This is a genomic window from Micromonospora sp. NPDC049359, from assembly GCF_044466585.1.
GTDB lineage: Bacteria > Actinomycetota > Actinomycetes > Mycobacteriales > Micromonosporaceae > Micromonospora.
This window is the reverse complement of sequence record NZ_JBITMW010000006.1, coordinates 258,480-274,654: the sequence shown is the minus strand read 5'-3', so window position 1 is coordinate 274,654 and position 16,175 is coordinate 258,480. Positions and strand designations below refer to the sequence as shown.

At 70.7% G+C, this 16,175-nt stretch carries 17 protein-coding genes and 1 tRNA gene; 12 read left to right on the top strand and 6 right to left on the bottom strand.

What is annotated here, in order from left to right:
• Positions 1-24: 24 nt before the first annotated feature.
• From ACIBTX_RS16720 to ACIBTX_RS16705, 4 genes are read right to left on the bottom strand one after another with little or no spacing between them, the layout of a single operon-like run.
• The gene (locus ACIBTX_RS16720) at positions 25-783 is read right to left on the bottom strand and encodes an ABC transporter ATP-binding protein (RefSeq protein ID WP_357127605.1); all 759 of its coding nucleotides are present in this window, start codon (positions 781-783) and stop codon (positions 25-27) included.
• Positions 780-1,550, bottom strand: a complete 771-nt coding sequence (cbiQ, locus tag ACIBTX_RS16715; protein ID WP_357127607.1) for a cobalt ECF transporter T component CbiQ — start codon at positions 1,548-1,550, stop codon at positions 780-782. Before cbiQ ends, ACIBTX_RS16720 begins: the two co-directional genes overlap by 4 nt.
• A gap of 14 nt (positions 1,551-1,564) precedes the next feature.
• The gene (locus ACIBTX_RS16710; RefSeq protein WP_357127610.1) at positions 1,565-1,984 is read right to left on the bottom strand and encodes a PDGLE domain-containing protein; all 420 of its coding nucleotides are present in this window, start codon (positions 1,982-1,984) and stop codon (positions 1,565-1,567) included.
• Entirely contained in the window at positions 1,981-2,700 is a 720-nt protein-coding gene (locus tag ACIBTX_RS16705; RefSeq protein WP_357127613.1) for an energy-coupling factor ABC transporter permease, read from the bottom strand. Before ACIBTX_RS16705 ends, ACIBTX_RS16710 begins: the two co-directional genes overlap by 4 nt.
• Positions 2,701-2,932: 232 nt before the next feature.
• Between ACIBTX_RS16705 and bcp the strand changes: the two genes are divergently transcribed.
• From bcp to ACIBTX_RS16685, 4 genes are all read left to right on the top strand, one after another.
• Positions 2,933-3,409: a thioredoxin-dependent thiol peroxidase gene (gene bcp / locus ACIBTX_RS16700; protein ID WP_357173073.1), complete on the top strand. Its 477-nt coding sequence runs from the start codon at positions 2,933-2,935 to the stop codon at positions 3,407-3,409.
• Between the two features lie 31 nt (positions 3,410-3,440).
• A complete protein-coding gene (locus ACIBTX_RS16695) occupies positions 3,441-4,037 on the top strand; it encodes an HNH endonuclease signature motif containing protein (protein ID WP_357127619.1) in 597 nt (198 codons plus the stop codon).
• A tRNA-Leu gene (locus tag ACIBTX_RS16690) sits at positions 4,028-4,101 on the top strand. The genes ACIBTX_RS16695 and ACIBTX_RS16690 overlap by 10 nt, the downstream gene beginning before the upstream one ends.
• 61 nt (positions 4,102-4,162) lie before the next feature.
• Entirely contained in the window at positions 4,163-4,699 is a 537-nt protein-coding gene (locus ACIBTX_RS16685; RefSeq protein ID WP_396832682.1) for a GNAT family N-acetyltransferase, read from the top strand.
• A 23-nt stretch (positions 4,700-4,722) separates the two neighbouring features.
• On the opposite strand, the gene ACIBTX_RS16680 is transcribed toward ACIBTX_RS16685, so the two are convergent.
• A complete protein-coding gene (locus ACIBTX_RS16680; protein WP_357127625.1) occupies positions 4,723-5,757 on the bottom strand; it encodes an expansin EXLX1 family cellulose-binding protein in 1,035 nt (344 codons plus the stop codon).
• A 96-nt stretch (positions 5,758-5,853) separates the two neighbouring features.
• Positions 5,854-6,672: an MOSC domain-containing protein gene (locus ACIBTX_RS16675; RefSeq protein ID WP_357173067.1), complete on the bottom strand. Its 819-nt coding sequence runs from the start codon at positions 6,670-6,672 to the stop codon at positions 5,854-5,856.
• A 215-nt stretch (positions 6,673-6,887) separates the two neighbouring features.
• Here ACIBTX_RS16675 and ACIBTX_RS16670 point away from each other — a divergent pair, with 215 nt between their 5' ends.
• From ACIBTX_RS16670 to ACIBTX_RS16635, 8 genes are all read left to right on the top strand, one after another.
• Positions 6,888-7,964 (top strand): LCP family protein, encoded by a 1,077-nt coding sequence (locus ACIBTX_RS16670; protein ID WP_357173064.1) that lies wholly within the window; start codon positions 6,888-6,890, stop codon positions 7,962-7,964.
• A 317-nt stretch (positions 7,965-8,281) separates the two neighbouring features.
• Positions 8,282-9,586, top strand: coding sequence for a sugar transferase (locus ACIBTX_RS16665; protein ID WP_357128029.1), 1,305 nt, complete (start codon positions 8,282-8,284; stop codon positions 9,584-9,586).
• A gap of 138 nt (positions 9,587-9,724) precedes the next feature.
• Positions 9,725-10,996, top strand: a complete 1,272-nt coding sequence (locus tag ACIBTX_RS16660) for a hypothetical protein (protein ID WP_357127634.1) — start codon at positions 9,725-9,727, stop codon at positions 10,994-10,996.
• Positions 10,950-11,849, top strand: a complete 900-nt coding sequence (locus ACIBTX_RS16655; RefSeq protein ID WP_396832681.1) for a glycosyltransferase — start codon at positions 10,950-10,952, stop codon at positions 11,847-11,849. The genes ACIBTX_RS16660 and ACIBTX_RS16655 overlap by 47 nt, the downstream gene beginning before the upstream one ends.
• Positions 11,846-12,940, top strand: coding sequence for a glycosyltransferase family 4 protein (locus tag ACIBTX_RS16650; RefSeq protein WP_357173058.1), 1,095 nt, complete (start codon positions 11,846-11,848; stop codon positions 12,938-12,940). Before ACIBTX_RS16655 ends, ACIBTX_RS16650 begins: the two co-directional genes overlap by 4 nt.
• The gene (locus ACIBTX_RS16645; RefSeq protein ID WP_357127640.1) at positions 12,937-14,406 is read left to right on the top strand and encodes a hypothetical protein; all 1,470 of its coding nucleotides are present in this window, start codon (positions 12,937-12,939) and stop codon (positions 14,404-14,406) included. The genes ACIBTX_RS16650 and ACIBTX_RS16645 overlap by 4 nt, the downstream gene beginning before the upstream one ends.
• Positions 14,394-15,305, top strand: coding sequence for a glycosyltransferase (locus ACIBTX_RS16640; RefSeq protein WP_357127643.1), 912 nt, complete (start codon positions 14,394-14,396; stop codon positions 15,303-15,305). The genes ACIBTX_RS16645 and ACIBTX_RS16640 overlap by 13 nt, the downstream gene beginning before the upstream one ends.
• Positions 15,305-16,174, top strand: coding sequence for a glycosyltransferase family 2 protein (locus tag ACIBTX_RS16635; protein WP_357127646.1), 870 nt, complete (start codon positions 15,305-15,307; stop codon positions 16,172-16,174). Before ACIBTX_RS16640 ends, ACIBTX_RS16635 begins: the two co-directional genes overlap by 1 nt.
• Position 16,175: the final 1 nt, after the last annotated feature.

The window sequence follows — 16,175 nt, the reverse complement described above, 5'->3', positions numbered from 1 at the left end:
GATCGCGGGACCGGGGTGCGGGGGTCAGAGGTGTGGGGTGAAGCCGTACGGGAGCTCCAGGCGGTGCTTCGCCAGTAGGGGGGCGTCACCGAGCAGCGTGCGGGTTGGGGCGTCCGCCGCGATCCGGCCGCCGTCCAGGATCACCGAGCGCTCGCACAGCTCCGCCGCGTACGGCAGGTCGTGGGTGACCATCAGCAGGGTCACCGGCAGGCCCCGCAGGATCTCGGCCAGCTCACGGCGGGCCGCCGGGTCCAGGTTCGACGACGGCTCGTCCAGCACCAGGATCTCCGGGTGCATGGCCAGCACGGTCGCCACCGCCACCCGTCGGCGCTGCCCGAACGAGAGGTGCTGCGGGGCTCGGGCGCGGTGCTCGCTCATCCCCACGGCGGCCAGCGCCTCGTCGACCCGGGCCGCCAACTCCGCCCCGCGCAACCCCAGGTTGGCGGGCCCGAACGCCACATCCTCCGCCACCGTGGGCAGGAAGAGTTGGTCGTCCGGGTCCTGAAAGACGATGCCCACCCGGCGGCGTACCTCGGCCAGCGTCGCCCGGTCCGGAGTGACCGTCAGCCCGCCGACGCTCACGCTGCCCTCGGTGGGCGTGAGGATGCCGTTGAGGTGCAGCACCAGCGTGGTCTTGCCGGCGCCGTTGGGACCGAGCAGCGCCACCCGGTCGCCGCGCGGCACCGCCAGGTCCACGCCGTGCAGCGCCACGTGCCCGTCCGGGTACGCGTACCGAACACCACGAACGTCCAGCGAGAGGGCGGTCTGCACGACTCCGATCATGTCAGCACGACGGCGGTCGCGGCGATGGAGGCCGCCACCACCGGCACGGTCGCCGCGACCAGCCACTGACCGGCGGTCGCCGCGCCGTCGCCCTGCCACACGGCGGGCATCCGCCCGGTGTAGCCCCGCGACAGCATCGCCAGGTAGACCCGCTCACCGCGTTCGAAAGCGCGCAGGAACAGCGCGCCGATGCCGGCGGCGAAGCCACGCAACTGCCACAGGAAGCGCGGGTCGTCGCCCCGCGAGATGCGCGCCACCCGCATCCGCCGCGCCTCGCCGACCAACACGTCGAGGTAGCGCAGCATGAACGTGGCGATCTGGGTGAGGATCTGCGGGCAGTGCAACCGGTCCAGCCCGACGATCAGGTCGCGGGTGGTGGTGGTCGCGGCCAGCAGCAGCGAGGCGAGGACGCCGAGGGTGCCCTTGGCCAGGATGTTCCACGCGCCGTGCAGGCCGTCCTCGGACAGCCGCAGACCCAGCACCTCGACCCGCTCGCCCGCACCGAGGAACGGCAGCGCGACCGCGAACAGCACGAACGGCACCTCGATCAACGCGCGGCTGAGCAGCCAGCGCGGCCCCACCCGGGCCAGCGCCGCCACCAGCGCCACCAACAGGGCGTACGCCCCGAAGGCCCAGAACGCCTCGCGCGGAGTGGCCACCACGGCGATCGTGAAGACCACCATCGCCACGATCTTGACCTCGGGTGGGAGCCGGTGCACCGGCGAGGCCGACTCGCGGTACAGCACGTGCCCGTGACCGGCGCCCATCGCGTACCCCCTGCTCAGTCGCTCGTGCCGGTGCGGCCGTGCCCAACGGCGACCGCCGCGCCCTCGGCGGACGTGCCCCCGTCGCCCGTGGCCGGCGCGGTGTCCCGGCGGCGCAGCAGCCAGAAGCCGCCGAGGCCGATCGCGAAGGTCACTAACACGCCGAGCACCCCGGAGAGACCGGTCGAGAGGAAGCTGTTCTCCACCCCCCGTACGCCGTAGTCGGCCAGCGGGCTGTCGCCCAACTCGTGGTCCCTGGCCTGCTGCGCCGGGCAGCTGCCACCGACGATGTTGTCGTCGGCGTCGACGGTGCAGCCCTTGAGCAGGGAGGAGTCCAGCCCGTCCGGGTGCGACGAGGCGTAGTTGCTCACCACGCCGGCGAGCAGCAGGGCGACCAGCAGGCCACCGGCCAGAAAGGCCCAGGAACGGTTCTTCATCGGACACCTCCGGTGACCGGGACGGCGGGGGTGGTGGTCGGGGTACGCAGGGAACGCAGCGCGTACACCAGGTCGGGGCGGACCTTCGCGACGGTGAGCACGGTCGTCGCGGTGATCAGGCCCTCGCCGATGCCGATCAGCACGTGGACGCCGGCCATCGTGCCGGCCAGACCGGCCAGGTTGTTGCCCAGGTCGGTGGTGCCGCCCAGCCAGTACTCCACGACGAAGCCCTGGGACGCGACCACCACGCTGACCAGGGCCGCGACGAACGCGGTCACCGCCAGGCCCGCCCGCGTGCGGGGCAGCACCCGCAGCAGGACCGAGATCAACAGGTACGCGGCGGCGGTGCCGAGCAGCGCCATGTTGGTGATGTTGAGGCCGAGCATCGCCACCCCACCGTCACCGAAGATCAGGGCCTGTACGACGAGGACCACGGCCACGCAGAGCGCACCGACCCACGGGCCGACCAGCATCGCGGCGAGCGCGCCACCGAGCAGGTGACCACTCACGCCCGCCGTGAAGATCGGAAAGTTGAGCATCTGCACGGCGAAGATGAACGCCGCCACCAGGCCGGCCATCGGGGCGAGCCGGTCGTCCAGGTCCCGCCGGCCACGCAGGACGCAGTAGGTGAGCGCGACGAGCGCGAGCGCAGCGAAGATCGCCGCCACGGGACCGTCGATGATCCCGTTCGAGATGTGCATCGCCAGTGTTTCCACGCGACCTCCCACGCGTCAGCGGACCCGTCCGGACCCGGCGGGGGTCAGCCTATTTCCTACGACTTGTTGTTGCCAGACTCTGGCAACAACGCATGGTCTTGATCACTTCGGTCGACCCCGGTTTCCCTGATGTCGCGGTGTCCGCGGCTCGGGGACACCGCGCTTTCCAGGAACACGAGCCGGCGCGCGCCGGCGACGCGGGGCGCGCACGCCCGGCGGTAGGGTCAGGGCCATGACCGCGCCCGATCGTCTCTCCCCCGGTGACCCCGCGCCCGAGTGGACCCTGCCCACCGACACCGGCGACCAGCTCTCCCTGGCCGACCTGCGCGGCCGCAAAGTGGTCCTGTACGCCTACCCGGCCGCGATGACCCCCGGCTGCACCAAGCAGGCCTGCGACTTCCGCGACTCGCTCGCCTCGCTCCAGGCGGCCGGCTACGAGGTGGTCGGCGTATCCCCCGACAAGCCGGCGAAGCTGGCCAAGTTCCGCGACCGCGACGCGATCACGTTCCCGCTGGTGTCCGACGCGGACAAGGCGGTGCTCACCGCGTACGGCGCGTACGGCGAGAAGCAGCTGTACGGCAAGACCGTCACCGGCGTGATCCGCTCCACGTTCGTCATCGACGGCGACGGCAAGATCGAGCGGGCGCTCTACAACGTCAAGGCCACCGGGCACGTCGCCAAGCTCCGCCGCGACCTCGGGCTCGACTGAGACTGTCCCACCGGACCGCTACCGTGCGTCAATGGTCCGATACAAATACACACCGGAGCTGCTCGCCGAGGCGGCCGCCGCCGCCCGCAACATCACCGAGGTGATGCGGATGCTCGGCGTACGCGTCAGCGGCGGCTCGCACGCGCACATCAGCCGCCAGTTGAAGAAGTTCGGCATCGACACGTCGCACTTCACGGGCCAGGCGCACAACCGAGGCGTGCGGTGGCGGCGGCTGTCCCCCGTCGAGCTGATGGTCGTACTACCCGATGGCTCTCGCCGGATCCCTGGGTTCCGCCTCAAGCGCGCCCTGGCGACAATCGGCCTTCCCGAGACCTGCGAGATGTGCGGGACAGGATCGTCATGGCAGGGACGACCACTGACACTGCACGTCGATCACATCAACGGCGACTTCCTCGACAACCGGCCCTGCAACCTGCGGCTGCTATGCCCGAACTGCCACAGCCAGACCTCCACCTACGCTGGGCAACGACGGGCTGCACCCATCGCGCCCGAGGTGGTCTACGATCCTGAGGCGGTTACTCCAACGGGTTTTCGGATAGGCCGACGACTACCTCGTCGACCAGAATGGCCGTGGACGCCGGTGGAGTTCAGTTTCAAGGGGCCGTAGCCCAACGGCAGGAGGCATGCGGTTTAGGTCCGCACCAGTGCGGGTTCGAATCCCGTCGGCCCCACAACAGATCGGTTGTCGACCGCGTCACGGTGGTGGGCCACGAGCCCGGTCGACCGGTCAGGATGGGCGCCGTGACTCTGCGCTTCGTCCTGGATCCCGAGCTGACCCCTCGGCTGCGCGCCGAGATCGTCGCCCTCTGGGTGGACGTCAGCAACGCCGGCGGCGCGGTGGGTTTCGTGCCACCGGTGACCGCCACCGACGTCCGTACGATCGCCGACCCGACGTTCGCGGGCGTCGCCGACGGGCCGGACCGGCTCCTGGTCGGATACGACGGTGACCGGCCCGTCGCGGTGCTGGTCTTCCGCGACAACCGGTTCGGGCTCAAGGCGCACTGGTGTGTGCTGAAACGGGTGATGGTCCACCCGGACCAGCAGGGCACGGGCTGCGGGTCGGCGCTGATGCGCGAGGCCGCGCGGCTGGGCCGCGAGATGGGCCACGAGGCGCTGCACGTGACGGTGCGCGACGGGTTGGGGTTGGACGGGTTCTACCGCCGCCTCGGATACCGGGAGATCGGCCGACTGCCGGGCGCGCTGCGGGTGGCGCCGGGCGACGACCGGGACGAGATCCTCATGTGGCTGGACCTGACCCCGACCGACTGAGGGACCGGAGCGCCGCGCAGGGCTCAGCCGCACCAGCGGGCGGTCGCCCCGGCGGGTCGCGTGGAGGGCCCGTCGGCGGCCGGGGTGGCCGGCGCGTTCGCCACGGCCACCTTGTCGGCGCGGCGGGCCGGTGTCGGCGTGCCGTTGGGTCGGGCGACCGGCGGACGGGTCGTCGTAGGCGGACGCGTGGTCGCGGCGACGACGCCGCGCTCGTACATTCGCACCACGCTCGTCTGCACCTGGCCCGGCGTCATGCGGATGCCGGACACGGTGACCCGGTGTCCGTACACGTCGCTGACCCGCACGCTGTACGGGCCGGGGCCCGCGCCGGAGGCCAGCAGCCAGTAGTTGTAGTCCTGCCGGGCGGTTGCCCGCCACGGGCCGCTGGTGCCCTGGCGCACCTCGACGGCGCGCAGCGGGTTGCCGTGGTTGCCGATCCGGACGGCGAACCAGAACTGCGACGCGCCCTCCTTGATGCGGAAGGTCAGCGGGCCGGGCAGCGGCGGGTTGACGGCCGCGCGGTAGGTGACCTGGACGAGCCCCTGGACCGGGTCGGCGATCCGGGCGAACGCCTCCCGGGACAGGTCGAGGTGTCCGGGCTCGCACTCCGGGCACTGGTCCATGATCAGGACCCGGACGGCGCCCTTCGGGCCGGTGACGTCGAGGAAACCGCCGCAGGCGGCGCCTGCGGCGTACTCGGTGGGGCCGAGGGCGACGTAGAGCCGGTTGGCCGGCGCGGCCGGGTTCGAGCAGTTGCCGCCGGCGCCCTTGGAGTCGTAGAAGGTGGCCTTGCCGCTGTGGGTGGCGGTGCCGGTGGGTGGCGCGGCGGCGAGGGTCCGCCCGGCGGCGCAGGCCGGGGTGGAGCCGGACCGCAGGGTCAGGGTGAGTCCGAGGGCCGCCGCGAGCACGGTGACGCCGGTGGCGACCAGCCAGGGCATCGGGCCGGACGAGGACGCGGGCCGGTCGTCCGGAACGCGGTCCAGGTCGAGGTCGATGTCGACGTCCTTGACGGCGAGGGCGGGATCCTCGACGCCGCCGGGAGCGCTTCCGTCGGTCACGTCGCGATGCTGCCGGAACGGCGTACGGCCGGACAAGGCGGCTAAGCGAAAGCTAAGAGAGCATCGACGGACGGTGACGAGCCCGCCGCTGGCCGGTCAGGGTTCGACGACGAGCGGGTCGCCGATCCGTATCGGTCCACTGTCGACGGGCACCACGTTCAGTCCGAACAGGAGCTTCTGGCGGATGTTGCGGTGGCGGCCGAGGGTGCGTAGGGGCTCCTTGGCGCGTACCCCGGTCTCCTGGTCGGTGGTGGTGACCACGCAGCGGTCGCACGGCCCGGCGGCGCGCAGCCGCACGTCGCCGACGCGCAGCGACCGGCCCGCCCACCCGTCCTCGGCCCAGGCCGGCGCTCCGTCGACGACCAGGTTGGGCCGGAATCGGGTCATCGGCACCGGCTCCTCCCCCGCGTCGGCGAGCCAGCCGTTGAGGGCGTCGAGGGAGCCGGTGCTGGTCAGCAGCAGCGGGTAGGCATCGGCGAAGCTGACCTGGTCGCCGGTGTCGTATTCGCGCCCGGCGGCGGGCAGGTGTCGCGTCGGACTGGCCATCCAGACCAGCCGGACGGGACGGCCGAGGAGCGCGCCGAGCCAGGCGTCAGCGGCCGGGCCGGCGTGCAGCGCGGGGACGGAGGTCGTCCGGCTGCGGAAGGTCCGCACCCGCACCGGCTCGCCGCCGGCCGGTTCCGGCACGTCGAGGTCGGGCCTGCCGTCGGCGCGCAACACCAGGCCGCCGGGGCGCACGCTGGCCCGCAGGCCGACCAGGCGGGTCGTGTCCCGCTGGGTGACGCCGACGCCGTCGGCGTCCACCACCATCCAGCGTCGGTCGCCGGCCAGGCCCCACGGCTGCACGAACGCGCCGTCGTGGTCGAGCCGGTGACAACCCTTGACGGGGTACGTGTGGATCGAGGTCAGCCGCACCCGGTAACCATGACATGCCGATGCCGTCGCCGGGATGCCGGTGGTCGGAGGGGCTCTCGCAGGCGATGGCCCGTCGGAGCTTCGTTGCGTCCACGGCTGCTTCGCACCAGGTTGGGCCACTGCCTGTCGAGAAAAAACTTTCAGTCGCCAAACGGACCCGGATAGGCACCATTGGGGGTACATGGCTGGAACGTGAAATCAGTAGCATCGCGCCCATGCAGTATCGCCAGGAGTACGCGGAACCCGAGACTCAGCAGATCGCGGCGCAGTCACCCACCGAGCCGACTGAGCCGACGGAAGAGGCGCGTCCGAAGCGTCGCAGGTGGAAGAAGATCGCCCTGATCACGCTCGTGGTTCTGGCGCTTGTCGTCGGTGGCGGCGCGGTCGCCGGAGGCCTCTACTACCGATCGATCAACAACGGGATCGAACGGGTCGACGCGTTCGACGGTGTGCCCGAGGCCGAGCGTCCCCAGGTGGCCGAGAAGGCCAAGGGCGCCATGAACATCATGATCCTCGGCAGCGACTCGCGTGACCCGGAGAGCGACGACGGCTCCCGCACCGACACGATCATCCTGGCCCACCTTCCGAAGGACCGGTCCAGCGCGCAGCTCATCTCCATTCCTCGCGACACGTGGGTGAGCATCCCGAAGTCGGCGCAGGGGCGGGGCGGCCGCGACGCGAAGATCAACGCCTCGTTCGCCTGGGGTGGCGTTCCGCTGATGGTGCAGACGGTGGAGAAGTTCACAGGCGTACGGGTCGATCACGTGACGATGGTCGACTTCGGTGGCTTCAAGGAGATCGTGGACGCCCTCGGCGGCATCGACGTGGACGTGGAGAAGGGCTTCACGACGCTCTACGCGCTCAACGGCAGCCGTACGTTCAAGGCGGGCCGGCAGCGGATGGACGGTGCCGCGGCGCTCGACTACGCACGAGAACGCCACGCCTTCGCCGACGGCGACTTCGCCCGGATCCGGCACCAGCAGCAGGTCATCAAGGCGATCCTGGACAAGGCGGCATCCGGCGGGACGCTGGCCAACCCGGCCAAGCTCAACTCGTTCGTCAAGGCCACGGCGGACGCGGTGGCGGTGGACAAGTCGCTGAACCTGCTCGACCTGGCATCCGAGCTGCGCGATCTGCGCAGCGGCAACCTGACGTTCCTGACCTGTCCCACGAAGGGCACCGGCATGATCGGCAGCGAGAGCGTGGTGCTGGCCGACAAGGAGAAGGCCGCAAGGGTCTTCGGGGCGGTGCGCAGCGACAACGTGCCGGAGATCCTGTCCTCGGCACAGTAGGACATCGACGTTCATCTGCCGACCATGGTGGCGCGTCCCGACCGATCGTAGATTTCGGTCGCCGTTCTGGTCGTGGGAAGTGACTGGGGCGTTCACGGGGGAGGTCCACAGTGTCAGGCCAACCGGCGACAAGCCGTACGCCAACGCCGCCGGTCGCCGAGGGGCCGCTCGAGTTGCCGGGCGACGGCGCCCGGCTCTTCGGCGCCCCGCCAGTCCCGCACACCCGCGAGCCGGAGGCAACCGGGTCGAGCACCACCGCTGTGCTGCCCTACGCCCGGTCCCGGACGTCGTCGCGCATCCGATGGGCGCGCGCGTGGATGATGACGGCGCCGGTGGATGCCGTGGCGCTCGTCGCACCGCTGTTGCTGAGCCACACCTATTGGCGCGGGACGCTCGCCAACGCCGTCCTGACGGTGGCCTTCTTCGCCGCCGGCGGCCTCTACCGACCCCGGCGGCACGTGAGCATCCTCGACGAGCTGCCCGGCCTGTGCGGGCGGCTACTGGCCTCCGCGGCCGTGGTGGCGATCATCGCGGCGGAGCGCCACTCCTCGGTGGCGTACGTGGGCGGCTTCATGCGGGGCGTCGCGCTGTCGGCGGGGCTCGTTATCCTCGGGCGCGCGACCAGCCGGGCGTTCATCGTCCTGTCGCGCAGCCGTCGTTGGATCGAGCACAACGCGATAATCGTCGGCGGCGGGCCGATCGGTGTCGAGCTCGCTCGGCTGCTGCGCCGCTACCCGCAGTACGGTCTGCGGTTCGTCGGCTGCGTCGACGCGCCGTCGCGTGCGGGCAGCGGGGTGCTTCCGTTGAGTGGCACGCTCTCGGACCTCGATCACCTCGTCCGGTTGTTGGAGTGCGAGGTGCTGGTCATCGCCGACCCGGACTGTCCGGAGTCCACGCTCATGGAGACGCTGTTGCGTCCCCGTAGTTCCCGTTGTGACCTCTGGGCGGTGCCGCGCCTGTGGGGATCGCGATCGCACAGCGGCTATCCGGACCACATCGGCGCGTTCCCGATCGTCAAGATCGCGGACATCTCCCTCACTGGTCCCCGCTGGGCGATCAAGCGCGCATCGGACATACTGTTCGCCGCGGTCGCCCTGCTCCTGTTGAGCCCGCTGCTGCTGCTCTGCACCATCGCCACGTTCGTCGACGGCGGCCCGGGGATCTTCTTCCACCAGGAGCGGATCGGCCGGTACGGCAAGCCGTTCAAGGTCATCAAGTTTCGGTCCATGCGACCGGTGGACGAGCAGGAGTCGCAGACCAACTGGTCGATCGCCCACGACCAGCGGGTCGGGCCGATCGGTCGGTTCATGCGCCGAACCTCGCTCGACGAACTGCCGCAGCTGTGGAACATCCTGCGCGGCGACATGAGCGTGGTGGGTCCCCGGCCCGAGCGGCCGCACTTCGTCGAGAAGTTCTCCGCCGAGTACCCGACGTACGCGGCACGCCACCGCGTCCCCGTGGGCCTCACCGGACTCGCGCAGGTCAGTGGCCTGCGCGGAGACACGCCGATCTCTGACCGGGCGCGGTTCGACAACTACTACATCGAGAACTGGTCGCTCTGGTTGGACGTCAAGGTGGTGCTGCGGACGGTCGCGGAGGTGTTCCGTGGCGGCGGTAGGTGATCTGCCGAGCCTGACGCCGGAGGGTCTCCGGTCGACGCCGGTACGGCGGTTGCGGGTGCCGAACCGTTCGGGTAGACAATGCCAGCGGCGTGGACCTCGTCGTACCCGCCTGCGCGGCACACCGTTCTGGGGAGACGAGTGAAAAGCGTTTCGTCGTTTCACGCCGAGCGGTCGTCGCCGAACGACCCCGACCCGGAACGCTCCCCCAACGTACCCGCACCCGGCTTGCTCCGGCGGCTGTTCGCACCGGAGCGCCTCTACATCGCGGCACTGGGGCTCACGGGCCTGGCGGCGGTCGTGTCGGTGGCGCTACCCGCCGCCGAGCGCGGCGAACTCTCCGCCAACATGGTGAGCGCAACGTTGGGCGCGGCCGTCGGCGGGCTGTCGCTGGACACCTTCCTGCTGTCCCGTCCGGCCGGGTGGGTCCTCTCCCGTGGCCGCGTTTGGGTCCTCGCGATGCTCGTCATCTCGGTGCTTCTCTCCGCTGTCGCCGCCGCGCTGCTGACGGCTCTGGGCGGAATCGGCAGCTACCTGATCGGCGTGGGCTCCGCCGCGGCTCTGACCGTGTTCAACACGGTCTCGTCGATCGCGTTGCGACAGAAGGGCTTCCTTGTCGTCTACTCGATGCGGGCGGCAAGCGGGGCGGTCCTGGTCGGCGGTTACCTCGCGCTCTACGCCGCCGGGCGCCTCGACGGCGACCTGTGGAGCATGGTCTGGCTCGCGGTCCAGTGGGTCGGCGCGCTCGCCGTGTGCGTCCTGGTGCTGGGGATGGTCCGGCGCGTCGGCCCCGCGCCGGCACCGACGGCTGACGCTCTGGACTACCGCTCCGACCTGCGCGCGGTCGGCAACCTGCACACCGGAATCTTCGCGCAGATGATGACGCTGCGGTTCAACCAGATCCTGGTGGCCAGGTTCGTCGGTGCCGGTCCGCTCGGCGTGTACGCCCTGGCCGTCGCGGCGTTGGAGTTCGCACAGGCCGGTGCGGTGGTGCGCGCCCAGCGGATCCTCGCCGAGCGGGACGTCGACGCGACGACACACCGGGCCGGCCCCGTTGTCCGGGCGGCGGTCCCGGTGGCCTTGGCGGCCGTGGCCGCGCTGGCCGTGTTGGGTTTCCTGCGGCCGGAGTACCGGTACGCCTGGATCCTGGGGCTCTGCCTCCTGCCGGGGACGCTGGCCGCCGCGGCCGGCAAGACCTGGAGTTCCCTGCTGTTGAAGAAGCGTGGCGAGAAGGCGACGACGGTCGCGGCGGTCAGCACGCTGGCCGTCGCGATCACCGCCTACTTCGGGGTCATCCCCTGGGGTGGCGTGGTGGGAGCCGCGCTCGCCTCATCGCTCGCCTACGGCGTGCACGCCTTCATCTCTCGTGCGAGCCTGCGCCGGTCGCGGCCGCGAAGTCCTGGGACGGTTTGAGTTGGATGTCTCCATTGTGGTCCTCGCCTGGGAAGACTACGACCGCACACGTGCCTGCGTGCTGTCTCTGCCCCGCGAGGCGGAGATCGTCGTCGTCGACAACGGAAGCTCCGAGGGTATCCGACAGGCGCTGAGCGAGTTCTGCGCGCAAAAGGGCGTCCGCTACGTGCAATCCGGCAGCAACCTCGGCTACGCGAGAGGGATGAACCTGGGCGTCCGGCACACCACCAGGACGAACGTCATCCTGTCGAACAACGACATCATCGTGCACGAGGGCGCCGTCGAGCGCCTGCTGGAGGCGTTGGACGATCCAGCCGTGGGTGCGGCCTTCCCGGGTGTCGTCACCCCGTCGGGCGTCGCGCAGACGGAGGGCGGTCGCTTTCTGAGCGTGCCCGTCGGGCTCGCGCACGCCACCGGCCTGAGCTTCGTCCTGCCGAACCTGCGGATCATCGCGGAGCCCGCGAAGGCCGACTGGCTGACCGGGCCGTTCGTGGCTCTGCGGCGAAGCACCCTCGACGCGATCGGCGGCGTCGACGAGACGTCCTTCTTCTACGGCGAGGACATGCGCCTCTGCTGGGCGGTGCGGCAGCGGGGCCTGCGCCTGGCGTACCGGCCCGACGCGGTGATCATGCACGAGGACGACGCCACCGCCAAGCGGCGCTGGACCGAGGAGGAGATCTCCCAGCGACGGACGCGCGAGTTCATCCGGGCCACCCGGCAGATGGCCGGCCGGCGGGGTCGGGTCGCCAGCGCCGCCTTCGTGGTGGGGGTGCTGCTGCGGGCGGCCGTCGGGCCGAATCCGGTGCGCCGAGCCATCGCCCGGGGCGCTGTCGAAGGACTACGTTCCCGATGAAGGTGTTGTTCGTCTGCACCACCGGCGGCTCCGGCCGGCGTCAGTTCGGCGGCGCCGAACGGATCCTGACGGAGATCATCCCCGCGCACGCGCGGACCGGAGTCGACGTCATCGCCGCCACCTCCGACGACGAGGTGGGCGCCTCCCTGCGGGAATCCGGAGTTCCGTGGGTCGACATCAGCGCGACCAGTCGGGTCGACCTGGGGTACGCCCGGGCGCTTCGGCGTCTCGTCGACGAGGTCAAGCCCGACGTGGTCTGTGCCCACCTGCTGTCCGCGGCGATGCACTGCCGGGCGGCGCTGGCCACCGAGCGCCGCGGTACGCCTCTGGTGGTCACCATGCACACCAGCCTGTGGCAGTTCCGCGACACGGCACCCTCGCTGAAGCGCAAGGCCAGCATCCAATCCAACATCACCCTCGACCTCGTCATGCGTCGTCTGCGTCCGCACGCGAGCGTGGCCGTCTCAGAGTTCGAGGCTGACGAGCTGCGCAACCGTGGCCAGGTCCAGGACGTCCACCTCATCCCCAACCCCCTCCCGGCGACCTGGCCGGCGTCTGCACCGCCACGGATGCCGGAGGGAACCCGTCCGCTCGTGGTGGGCTACCTGGGCCGGGTGGAGCCCGAGAAGGGCGTCGACCTGATACCCGACGTGGCGTCGCTCATGGCGGACGCCACCTTCCAGGTCGCCGGCAGCGGAGCGCTGGCGCTCGCTCCCCGACCGAACCTGGAACTCGTCGGCCGGGTCGATGCCGCCGACTTCCTCCGCCAGATCGACTGCCTCGTCGTACCGTCCCGGGTCGAAGCCTTCGGCCTGAGCGCTCTCGAGGCGATGTCCCTGGGCGTACCGGTGGTCCACTCGGGCGCGGGAGGTTTGGCCGAGGTCACCCGACACGCGGCCGGAACGCTGGCGTTCCAGAGCGATCTCACACCCTCGTCGATAGCCGCCGCGATCCGCCATGCCGTCGGAGCGACGACTGCGGAGCAGCGGAGCGCCGTCGCGGACTGGTACGCGAAGGAGTACGCCTTCGACAGGTGCGTCCAGCGGTGGCAGAGCCTGTACCGGTCACTCCTCACGAGGAACGCAAAATGATCATTCAGAAGTACCTGACCGTCGGGCTCTGGGCGGCCGCGGTCGCCGTCGTCGTACCGCTCTTTTTGGTCAACCCGGCAGCCGGGGTGGTGGCGGCGTTCGCCGCCGTCGCGGTCATCGCGGTGCGGTCGGCCATGTGGCTCGCGGTCTGTTCCGCCGCGTGGGCGCTCGTCTTCCTCGCGGTGATCACGGTCCCGGGGCCGTACGACTCCCCGGCGGGCCGCGCCGTCATCCCGGTGCTCGGGGTCTTCGTCGCCTGTTTCCTCGCCGCCTGGTACGCCGGTCGGCGGCTGGCCGAGCGGGGCCGGCCGGCCGCCGCCGTGGAGCCGCCGGCGGGGCCGCCACTGTGGTGGATCCAACCAGCGGGGCAGGACCGGCTCGCCAGCCCTTCGTTCGGCCGCGCGAACCGGTCGACCCGGCCGACACTGCAGTGGCCTGCCGACCGCCGCCTGACCGGCTTCCTGCTGGTCGTGCTGCTCATCGCGATCATCGGAGGCGCGCTGAAGTTCGGCGGTGAGGTGCCTCCACTCTTCGCCGAGAACCCGGACGTCGCCCGAGCCGAACTGGGCCTCCGGTCGAACATCGTGGTGGGTCTGCTCGCGGAGGCGTGGACGCTCGGTATGGCGATCTCACTGCTTCGGGCGCTCAACGGCAGGAGCGAGGCCCGCTGGCGCTACCTGCTCCTGGTCGTGGTCTTCACGTTCGGGGCGGCTCTGGGCGCCAGCAAGAACTCGGTCCTGGTCGGAATCGTGCCGGCACTTGTCGCCGCGCTCTCCACCCGGCGCGAGTCGGGCGGGATGAGTGCCCGTCAGCGGCAGGTCGCTGCTCTGGTGGTGGTCCTGGTCGGCCTCGGCGTGGTGGGCGGCGCGGTCTACCTCGGCGGGCAACGCACCCTGGCCGGCACCGGCACCTTCGAGGACCAGTTTCGGGCCCAGTACGGCGGCAACCCGATCTACACGAGCGTCGGATCTCTGGACCTGTCGCTGAGTTCGTCGGTGGAGACGTTCGGACGGCTCTGGGAACACCGGGAGGAGTACGACCCGGCATGGGGTCGTTACTCGCTGACCTTCACCGGCTCGGTGGGCGAGCGACTCCTCGGACCGGTCGACCTCTACAAGATCACCGGTGGGCTCAGTCAACCGTTCTACATGAACACCGCGACCTTCGTGGCGGTGCCGTTGATGGACTTCGGGCCGGTCGGCGCAGGACTCGTGCTGGCCCTAACCGGGCTCGTCGTCGGCTTCGCCGAGCGTCGGCTCAGCGACACCAACAGCCCGGCGCACCACATCGGACGCGCCTTCCTCATCTACTACGCCACCTTCGGCATCTACGAGTTCTACCCGGTCATCCAGCCGTTCTGGCTCTCTCTCGTGCCCGGCATCGTGGCGTTCTACCTGGTCAGCAACCCGTCCAGGCTGGCGATGCCGGCCTGGCCCAAGGTGGTGATGCCGACATGGAAACGCTGACCGTCGTCACGGTGCTCTACCGGTCCGCCGGCATGCTCGCCGACACGCTGCCGACCTGGGTACGCAGTGCCGACCGTCTCCCGGTGCGGTTCCTCTTCGCGGACAACTCGCCGGAGGACGGCTGCCGGAAGGTCATCGCCGACTGCCTGGACGACGACCGCTACGACTACCTGCCCGACGCCTCGAACCCAGGCTTCGCGACCGGTTGCAATCGGGCGGTGGCGCAGACGGCCACGAGCCACGTCCTCCTGCTGAATCCGGACGTCTGGCTGCCCGAGGACGCGCTGAAGCGGATCTGCGCCGCCATGGCCGAGACGCCCGCGCTGCCGATCGCGGTCGGTCTGGCGATGCACGGCGGCGAGTACGTCGGCATCGACCTGAACCCGATCTCGCTGTTCATCGATCGCCCGGCATCCGCGGTACGGGGGCCGTTGGGTCCGTCGGGTGGCGCGGCCGTCTTCCCTACCGAGCTGTTCCGTCGGTTCGGCGGCTTCCACGAGCAGCTGTTCGCCTGGGGTGAGGACGCCGACCTCGCCTTCCGTCTCTACGCGTCCGGCGTGCGCACACGTCGGTCGGAGCTGGTGCTGCCGCACGCCGGAGGCCACAGCGTCGAGGGCGACCACAAGCTCCAGGCGTTCCGCGCCTTCCTGCTCGCCCGCAACCGGCTCATCGTCGCGGCGCGCACCTTCACCTGGCCGTTGATGATCGTCGCGACACCCGTGCTGGCCCTGGCGCACCTCGCGCTGGCCGTACGCCGGGCACGACAGGGCCTGCTGCGGCCCTTCCTGCGGGGAATGGGCGAGGGCCTGCGTGGAGGGCTGCGCGCCCGACGCCAGTGGCAGGGCGACCGGTTCGGTTTCGCCGCCCTGTTCAGCTACTTGACAGTTCGGAGAGCGTGATGACAGGACGTCGCTGGAGTGTCGTGACGGTCACCTACAACTCGGCGGAGACGCTGCGCGCGTGCTGGCGCGGCGATGCCCGGCCGTACGAGTGGATCGTCGTCGACAACTGCTCCTCCGACGATTCGGCCGGCGTAGCCCAGGAGATGGGCGCCCAGGTCATCCGCCTGCCGGAGAACGTCGGCTTCTCCCGCGCCAACAACATCGGTCTGCGCCAAGCGGCGGGCGAGTACGTCCTGTTCGCCAACCCTGACCTCGAGATCACTTCGACCGAGGGCTTCGAGGTGCTGCGGCGGCACCTCGACGCGCACGGCGGCCTGGCCGCGCCGCAACTGCTCTCCTCGGACGGCGTCGTTCAGCCCAACGGCCGTGGCTTTCCCTACGCCACCGCCAAGCTGGGCAACCGGAAACTGTGGCCGTTGTCCCGGCTGCACGCCTCGTACCGGATGACGGCCGAACCGGGCACGGCGGTCTGGGTGGCCTGGGTCATGGGTGCCGCGGTCGCCGCACGGACCACCGACTTCATCGACCTGGGCGGCTGGAACGAGAGGTTCTTCCTCTACTACGAGGACCATGAGCTCGGTCTGCGCGCCTGGCGCAACGGGCTCCCTGTGGCGCTGCTCGGCGACGTGCGGTGGACACACCACTGGGGCCGGGCGACGAACTCGTTCCGCTGGTCCCGGGCGCACACCCTGGAACTGCGCAGCGCCCGGACGTTCTTCGGCATGTTCCCGGAGTTCCTGACGGGACTGCCGCCGGCACCACGCCGGCATCGGCAGGCGGCGCGGCTGGTCGGTTCGCCGGTGCCGGTCGTGAACGACAGCGCGGCCCAGCCGGTGAACGCGCCGGGCCAGCGGGCGACGACCTGAA

Coding starts and splice junctions, on each gene's coding strand:
- ACIBTX_RS16720 (WP_357127605.1), bottom strand. CDS start 783: ATGATCGGAGTCGTGCAGACCGCCCTCTCGCTGGACGTTCGTGGTGTT.
- cbiQ (WP_357127607.1), bottom strand. CDS start 1,550: ATGGGCGCCGGTCACGGGCACGTGCTGTACCGCGAGTCGGCCTCGCCG.
- ACIBTX_RS16710 (WP_357127610.1), bottom strand. CDS start 1,984: ATGAAGAACCGTTCCTGGGCCTTTCTGGCCGGTGGCCTGCTGGTCGCC.
- bcp (WP_357173073.1), top strand. CDS start 2,933: ATGACCGCGCCCGATCGTCTCTCCCCCGGTGACCCCGCGCCCGAGTGG.
- ACIBTX_RS16695 (WP_357127619.1), top strand. CDS start 3,441: ATGGTCCGATACAAATACACACCGGAGCTGCTCGCCGAGGCGGCCGCC.
- ACIBTX_RS16685 (WP_396832682.1), top strand. CDS start 4,163: ATGGGCGCCGTGACTCTGCGCTTCGTCCTGGATCCCGAGCTGACCCCT.
- ACIBTX_RS16670 (WP_357173064.1), top strand. CDS start 6,888: ATGCAGTATCGCCAGGAGTACGCGGAACCCGAGACTCAGCAGATCGCG.
- ACIBTX_RS16665 (WP_357128029.1), top strand. CDS start 8,282: ATGATGACGGCGCCGGTGGATGCCGTGGCGCTCGTCGCACCGCTGTTG.
- ACIBTX_RS16650 (WP_357173058.1), top strand. CDS start 11,846: ATGAAGGTGTTGTTCGTCTGCACCACCGGCGGCTCCGGCCGGCGTCAG.
- ACIBTX_RS16645 (WP_357127640.1), top strand. CDS start 12,937: ATGATCATTCAGAAGTACCTGACCGTCGGGCTCTGGGCGGCCGCGGTC.
- ACIBTX_RS16640 (WP_357127643.1), top strand. CDS start 14,394: ATGGAAACGCTGACCGTCGTCACGGTGCTCTACCGGTCCGCCGGCATG.
- ACIBTX_RS16635 (WP_357127646.1), top strand. CDS start 15,305: ATGACAGGACGTCGCTGGAGTGTCGTGACGGTCACCTACAACTCGGCG.